Here is a 6,249-nt window from a genome sequence, read left to right as displayed (position 1 = left end):
GCCGGCCCAGGCCGTCGCAGGGCCCGACGGTCACCCCGGGACGCAGCCCGCCCGCCATCGCCGCCAGCCGGGCCAGCCGCGCCGGGTCGGCGGCGTCCGTGTGCAGGTCGACGGGGCAGCCGTGCTCGGCGGCGACGTCGAGGACCGCCTCCACGTACCCCGCCGGATCGGGGTCCAGGTCCGGACACCCGCCCACCACGTCCGCGCCCATCTTGACCGCGTCCCGCAGCATCGCCAGCCCCTCGGCCCCGGCCACCCCGGTCAGCACCCTCGGCATGGCCACCGCCGTCAGCTCGGCCAGCCCCCGCAGCGTCCGCCGCGCCCGCAGGACGGCGATCAGGGCGCCCAGCCCCGGAACGTCACCCACCCGCACATGGGCCCGCAGCGCGGTCGCCCCGTGCGCGAGCTGGAGCAGGGCGGCCTCGGTGACCCGGCGCTGGACGTCCTCGGGTTCGTGGGAGACCGGGCCGGGGGCGTCGGCCGTGAGCGCCGTGTCGCCGTGGGCGTGGGGTTCGGCGGGGGCGGGCAGCAGGAGGTACCCGGTGAGGTCGACCCGCGTGCCGGTCCCGGACGGGTGGGCCGCCGCCAGACTGCCGGCCGTGCCCACCGCCTCGATGCGCCCGCCGTGCAGCCGTACGTCCACGGTCCGGCCGTCGGTCAGCCGGGCCCCCGTCAGCAGCAGTGAGCCGTGGCCGGCCGGGCCCGAAGGGAGAGGCGAGTGGGGCGGCTGCGGCTGGCTGTCGGGCATCGCACTCCTCTGGGCTCGGGACTGCGCAGTGGCGAACGCAAGATCACGCAGAGTGCGGTCGAGCCTAGGACGGCGACATGCCCGTGGCGCGGAGGAGCGCAATAGTCGTACCGGCGCGGGCCGCGCCGCACAGGGCACCCCGCACCGGTCCTTCAGGGCGCCGGGGACGGGACGGGGCAGGGGCGGCGAAACGGATTTGGGCGAACGGCGGGCGACCGTGTAATGTCTTCATCGCTCGCCCCAATAGCTCAGTCGGCAGAGCGTCTCCATGGTAAGGAGAAGGTCAACGGTTCGATTCCGTTTTGGGGCTCTGGTGTGAGAGGTTCCCGCCGCGAGGCGGGGCCCGATCGCATCACAGCGGTGTAGCTCAGTCGGTAGAGCAAGCGGCTCATAATCGCTGTGTCACCGGTTCAAGTCCGGTCACCGCTACTTCTGGTAGCCGATTGCGGGGTCGGTCCTTCAATCGGCTACTCTTTCCTGCGTTAATACCATCAATCCGTTCGTCAAGGAGCACTCACGTGGCTGCCACCGACGTCCGCCCGAAGATCACGCTGGCCTGCGTGGAGTGCAAGGAGCGGAACTACATCACCAAGAAGAACCGGCGTAACAACCCGGACCGACTGGAGATGAAGAAGCACTGCCCGCGTTGCAATGCGCACACCGCGCACCGCGAAACGCGATAAATCAGGCTCGTACGCGAGGCCGTCCCCGTAGTTTGGGGACGGCCTCGCGTCGTTGTGTCCGGCGGTAGCCGCAGCGTGACGGCGGCAGCCGCAGAGGCAGCAGCAAGCCGCGAAGACGTGGCAACAAGCCGCGAAGACGCGGCAGCAGTAGTCGCAGACAGCAGCAGGAGGTTGCGAGCCCATGGCGCTCGACCAGTCGTTCGTGGGGCGGACCTATCCGCCCACCGCGCCCTACGAGGTGGGCCGGGAGAAGATCCGCGAGTTCGCGGAGGCGGTGGGAGACGCCAATCCGGCGTACACGGACGCGGAGGCGGCGAAGGCGCTCGGCCACCCGGACGTGATCGCCCCGCCGACCTTCGTGTTCTCCATCACCTTCAAGGCGGCGGGTCAGGTCATCGAGGACCCGCAGCTCGGGCTGGACTACAGCCGCGTGGTGCACGGGGACCAGAAGTTCGTCTACGTCCGCCCGGTGCGGGCCGGTGACCGGCTCACGATCACCACCACCATCGAGGCGATCAAGTCGATGGCCGGCAACGACATACTGGACGTCCGCGGCGAGGTTCACGACGAGGCCGGCGAGCACGTCGTGACCGCCTGGACCAAGCTCGTGGCCCGCGCGGCCGAGGAGGCGTGAGCGCGATGCAGTCGAAGATCGCATACGGCGACGTCGAGGTCGGCACCGAACTTCCCGCGCAGAGCTTCCCCGTGACCCGCGCCACGCTCGTGCGCTACGCGGGTGCCTCCGGTGACTTCAACCCGATCCACTGGAACGAGAAGTTCGCCAAGGAGGTCGGCCTGCCGGACGTCATCGCGCACGGCATGTTCACCATGGCCGAGGCGATCCGCGTCGTCACCGACTGGACCGGCGACCCGGGCGCGGTCGTCGAGTACGGCGTCCGCTTCACCCGGCCCGTCGTCGTCCCCAACGACGACCAGGGCGCCGTGATCGAGGTCAGCGGCAAGGTCGCGGCCAAGCTCGAAGACAACACGGTCCGCGTCGACCTCACGGCCACCAGCGGCGGCCAGAAGGTCCTCGGCATGTCCCGCGCGGTCGTACGGCTCGCCTGACGGCCCGGCGGCACCCGACCGACGCCTGCGGGGCGGGTGCCGCCGGAGACCTCCCGGGGCCCCGCTTGACTTAGTTAGTGATTGGACACTAACTTACGAGCATGGTCAGGATGAGCGCAGAGGAGCGGCGCGAGAGCGTCATCCGAGCGGCGATGAGCGAGTTCGCCCGGGGTGGCTACTACGGCACGTCCACGGAGGCCATCGCCAAGCGGGTGGGAGTCTCCCAGCCGTATCTGTTCCGGCTCTTCCCGAGCAAGAAGGCGATCTTCCTGGCGGTGGCCGAGCGCTGCCTCCAGGACATGCGCAGGGTCTTCGAGTCGGCGTCCGAGGGCCTGCACGGCGAAGAGGCCCTCGCGTCCATGGCCGAGGCCTACATCCGCCTGATCAGCGAGCAGCCCGAGCGGCTCCAGATGCAGTTGCAGGTGTACGTCACGGTCGCGGCGGCCGAGGCCGCGGGCGACCACGAGTTCGGCGAGATGGTCCGCAACGGCTGGATGGAGCTCTGGGACGCCGTTCACCTGCCCCTCGGCGGCGACATCGAGGAGACGGCGACCTTCATGGCGTACGGCATGCTCATCAACACCCTGGCCGGCATGGGCTTCCCGCCGGAACACCGGGTCTGGGGCGCCTTCCACACCAAGCCGCAGGTCCGGAGGGGCGGGGGGAGCGCGTAGGACCACAAGAGGGCCGGAAGGCGAACGCATTCCCGCATGGCCTTAAAAGTTAGTCAGCAATCACTAATCTGGGGGAGAGATGTCACAGCAGAACGCACGAGCCGGGGGCGCCGCCTGGGCCCTCGTCATCACCAGCGTCGCCGGTTTCATGGCGGCCCTGGACAACCTCGTCGTCACCACCGCCCTGCCCTCCATCCGTGAGGACCTGGGCGGCGCGCTGCACGACCTGGAATGGACCGTCAGCGCCTACACGCTCACCTTCGCGGTGCTGCTGATGTTCGGCGCGGCCCTCGGCGACCGCTTCGGCCGCCGCCGCCTCTTCCTCGTCGGCCTCACCGTCTTCACCGGCGCCTCCGCCGCCGCGGCCATGGCGCCCGGCATCGACTCCCTCATCGCCGCCCGGGCGGTCCAGGGCGTCGGCGCGGCGATCATGATGCCGCTGACGCTGACCCTGCTGACGGCCGCCGTGCCCGCCGAACGGCGCGGGATGGCGTACGGCATCTGGGGCGCCGTCAACGGGCTCGCCGTGGCCTCCGGGCCGCTGGTCGGCGGCAGCCTCACCGAGCACATCTCGTGGCAGTGGATCTTCTGGCTGAACGTTCCGCTGGGCCTGGCCCTGCTGCCGCTCGCCCGCCTCCGCCTCGCCGAGTCGCACGGCACCGGCGCACCGCTCGACCTCCCCGGCACGCTGCTGGCCAGCGGTGGACTCTTCGGGATCGTCTACGGCCTGGTCCGCGGCCCGGTCGACGGCTGGACCGGCGCCGTGGTGCTCACCGCCCTGTTCGCCGGAACGGCACTGCTGACCGGCTTCGTCCTCTACAGCACCCGCGCCAAGAACCCGATGCTCCCGATGCGGCTGTTCCGCTCCCGGGCCTTCTCCGGCATCAACGCGGCGAGCCTGCTGATGTTCCTGGGCATGTTCGGCTCGATCTTCCTGCTCAGCCAGTACATGCAGGGCGTGCTCGGCTACTCGCCCACCGAGGCCGGCCTGCGCATGCTGCCCTGGACCGGCATGCCCATGCTGGTCGCGCCGATCGCCGGCATCCTCTCGGACCGCATCGGGGGGCGCCCGGTCGTCGCCACCGGGCTCTTCCTCCAGGCGGCCGGCCTCGGCTACCTCGCCTCCGTGATCACGGCCGACGCCAGCTACGCCGTCCAGCTGCCCGGCCTGATCATCAGCGGGATCGGCATGGCCCTGTTCTTCGCCCCGGCCTCCGCCCTGGTGATGGCCAGCGTCCTGCCGAAGGAGCAGGGCATCGCCTCCGGCGCCAACAACGCCCTGCGCGAGGTGGGCGGCGCGCTCGGCATCGCGGTCATGTCCTCCATCTTCGCGGCGCAGGGCGGCTACGAGTCCGGACAGACCTTCGTCGACGGGCTGCGCCCCGCGGTCGCGGTGGGCGCCGGAGTGGTGGCCCTCGGCGGCGTCGCGGCCCTGCTGATCCCGGCCCGCCGCCCCGGCTCTACGGCCGGACCGCTCACGGCGGAGCCCGCGCCGGCGTCCGAGCCGGTCAAGGCCACGGCAACCCACTGAGAGAGCGGAACCCGGAAGGAGCCCGTCGTGCCGACCCTGCCCTGGACCACCCCGAACCGCCCGCCCCGCTCCACCGAGGTGCACGTCTTCGCCTCCCGCTTCGAGACCCGCACCCTGTGGGGAGCGCTGAAGTTCCTCGCCCGCACGCCGGCCGTGTGGCGGCAGGTGCGCGGCGCGCCCGGCGCGTACGGCGCCTCCCTGAAGGCCGAACCCCTGAAGCGGACCTTCTGGACCCTGTCCGCCTGGGAGTCGCCCGAGGCCCTCAAGGCCTTCGCCCGCTCCGGTACCCACGCCCCGACGTCCCGGGGGCTCGCCGCGCAGATGCGGGACGCGAAGTTCGCCGCCTGGTCCGCGTCGAGCGACGACCTGCCGGTGAGCTGGACCGACGTCAGGCGCCGCCTGACGTGAGACACCCGGACGACGACGCCCCGGCCCGACGGCCGGGGCGTTCTCGTAGGCTGGGGCGCGTGCAGGAACTCCACGACGCTCCCCTCGCCCCGCTGACCACCTTCCGGCTGGGCGGCCCCGCGACCCGGCTGATCACGGCCACCACCGACGCCGAGGTGATCGCCGCCGTCCGCGAGGCCGACGACACCGGCACCCCCCTGCTGCTCATCGGCGGCGGATCCAATCTGGTCATCGGCGACAAGGGCTTCGACGGCACGGCCCTGCACATCGCCACGCGCGGCCTCTCGCTCGACGGCACGACGCTGGAGCTCGCGGCCGGCGAGGTGTGGACCGACGCCGTCGCCCGCACCGTCGAGGCCGGTCTCGCCGGCGTCGAGTGCCTGGCCGGCATCCCCGGCTCGGCGGGCGCCACGCCCATCCAGAACGTGGGGGCGTACGGCCAGGAGGTCTCCGCCACGATCACCGAGGTGGTCGCCTACGACCGCAGGAACCGCGAGACGGTCGCCCTCGCCAACGCCGACTGCGCCTTCGCCTACCGCCACAGCCGCTTCAAGGCCGAGCCCGACCGGTACGTCGTCCTGCGCGTGCGCTTCGAGCTGGAGGACGCCGGCGGGCTCTCCGCCCCTCTGCGCTACGCCGAGACGGCGCGCGCCCTCGGGGTCGAACCGGGCGGCCGGGTGCCGTTGGCCGCCGCCCGGGAGACGGTGCTGAAGCTGCGGGCGGGCAAGGGCATGGTGCTGGATCCCGAGGACCACGACACGTGGTCGGCCGGGTCGTTCTTCACCAACCCGATCCTCACGGAGGAGGAGTTCGCGGCGTTCCGTGCCCGGGTGGGCGAGCGGCTCGGGGACAGGGTGGAGCCGCCCGCGTTCCCGGCGGGGGAGGGGCGTATCAAGACCTCCGCTGCCTGGCTGATCGACAAGGCGGGCTTCGGCAAGGGGTACGGGAGTGGGCCTGCGCGTATCTCCGGCAAGCACACGCTGGCTCTCACCAATCGGGGTGGGGCTACGACGGAGGACCTGCTAGCCCTGGCCCGGGAGGTCGTCGCCGGGGTGTACGAGGCGTTCGGCGTCACGCTGGTGAACGAGCCGGTGACGGTGGGCGTCAGCCTCTAAGGGGCGCCGGCGTTGGTGCTGG

Annotated in this window: 8 protein-coding genes and 2 tRNA genes; 9 read left to right on the top strand and 1 reads right to left on the bottom strand. The window is 71.7% G+C overall.

Going from position 1 to position 6,249, the window contains the following annotated elements; translation table 11 throughout:
* The coding region (locus tag GTW67_RS19855; protein ID WP_524539796.1) for an amidohydrolase family protein at positions 1 to 748 on the bottom strand (748 nt) is incomplete at its 3' end.
* Between the two features lie 237 nt (positions 749 to 985).
* Between GTW67_RS19855 and GTW67_RS19850 the strand changes: the two genes are divergently transcribed.
* The 9 genes from GTW67_RS19850 (at position 986) to GTW67_RS19810 (ending at position 6,227) form a co-directional block, all read left to right on the top strand.
* Positions 986 to 1,058, top strand: a tRNA-Thr gene (locus tag GTW67_RS19850).
* A 46-nt stretch (positions 1,059 to 1,104) separates the two neighbouring features.
* Positions 1,105 to 1,177 (top strand) — tRNA-Met (locus GTW67_RS19845).
* A gap of 89 nt (positions 1,178 to 1,266) precedes the next feature.
* The gene (gene rpmG, locus GTW67_RS19840; RefSeq protein WP_003948671.1) at positions 1,267 to 1,431 is read left to right on the top strand and encodes a 50S ribosomal protein L33; all 165 of its coding nucleotides are present in this window, start codon (positions 1,267 to 1,269) and stop codon (positions 1,429 to 1,431) included.
* 181 nt (positions 1,432 to 1,612) lie between these two features.
* Positions 1,613 to 2,065: a MaoC family dehydratase N-terminal domain-containing protein gene (locus tag GTW67_RS19835; protein WP_161166163.1), complete on the top strand. Its 453-nt coding sequence runs from the start codon at positions 1,613 to 1,615 to the stop codon at positions 2,063 to 2,065.
* A 5-nt stretch (positions 2,066 to 2,070) separates the two neighbouring features.
* Positions 2,071 to 2,499 carry a MaoC family dehydratase gene (locus GTW67_RS19830; protein WP_161166164.1) on the top strand — a complete coding sequence of 143 codons (429 nt, stop codon included), beginning with the start codon at positions 2,071 to 2,073 and terminating at the stop codon, positions 2,497 to 2,499.
* A gap of 101 nt (positions 2,500 to 2,600) precedes the next feature.
* Positions 2,601 to 3,173, top strand: coding sequence for a TetR/AcrR family transcriptional regulator (locus GTW67_RS19825; RefSeq protein WP_161166162.1), 573 nt, complete (start codon positions 2,601 to 2,603; stop codon positions 3,171 to 3,173).
* A gap of 79 nt (positions 3,174 to 3,252) precedes the next feature.
* A complete protein-coding gene (locus GTW67_RS19820) occupies positions 3,253 to 4,704 on the top strand; it encodes an MFS transporter (RefSeq protein ID WP_237518945.1) in 1,452 nt (483 codons plus the stop codon).
* A 27-nt stretch (positions 4,705 to 4,731) separates the two neighbouring features.
* Positions 4,732 to 5,112 carry a DUF3291 domain-containing protein gene (locus GTW67_RS19815; RefSeq protein ID WP_161166161.1) on the top strand — a complete coding sequence of 127 codons (381 nt, stop codon included), beginning with the start codon at positions 4,732 to 4,734 and terminating at the stop codon, positions 5,110 to 5,112.
* Positions 5,113 to 5,171: 59 nt separating this feature from the next.
* Positions 5,172 to 6,227, top strand: coding sequence for a UDP-N-acetylmuramate dehydrogenase (locus tag GTW67_RS19810; protein WP_161166160.1), 1,056 nt, complete (start codon positions 5,172 to 5,174; stop codon positions 6,225 to 6,227).
* The last annotated feature ends 22 nt before the right edge of the window (positions 6,228 to 6,249 follow it).

It is taken from the genome of Streptomyces sp. SID5910 (genome assembly GCF_009862125.1).
Taxonomy (GTDB): Bacteria; Actinomycetota; Actinomycetes; order Streptomycetales; family Streptomycetaceae; genus Streptomyces.
Note: the sequence above shows the minus strand (reverse complement) of the source record. Positions and strands in the feature narration are given on the sequence as shown.